The organism is Faecalibacterium sp. DFI.5.82 (genome assembly GCF_029076575.1).
Lineage (GTDB): Bacteria > Bacillota > Clostridia > Oscillospirales > Ruminococcaceae > Faecalibacterium > Faecalibacterium duncaniae.
Genome location: NZ_JARFIS010000301.1, coordinates 1 through 325, shown reverse-complemented (window position 1 = coordinate 325; position 325 = coordinate 1). Strand labels below are relative to the sequence as shown.

Annotated in this window: 1 protein-coding gene; it reads left to right on the top strand. The window is 57.5% G+C overall.

The features are described 5' to 3' along the window. Nucleotides 1-138: 138 nt before the first annotated feature. A partial coding sequence (locus P0G09_RS16710) for a hypothetical protein (protein WP_275253226.1) occupies nt 139-325 on the top strand: 187 nt, incomplete at its 3' end.

The following is a 325-nucleotide window of genomic DNA, read 5'->3' as shown; positions in this document are numbered from 1 at the left end:
TGTAAATCAACACCTTTGCCGGAGAAAGTCTCCCATAAATCCGAATTTCATGTTATACTGTCCTAAGACCTGTGCCGCATACACGGCGGCGCGGGCCGGGAAAGGAAAACAGGAGCCATTGAAGAAGGGAGTTCTGCTATGGCCATGCTAGAAGATTATAGAAGCGCCCTGCGCGCGGGCCAGCGTGCCTACCGTGCCTGTGTGGCGCGAGGCCAGTCGCCGTACCTTGCGGTGCTGGATGATATCCTGAACGGGGTGAACATCGTTGCCCAGGAGCCGCTGGGGCTGGTGGATATCCCCGCCGAGAGCATTGTGGGCACCAAGA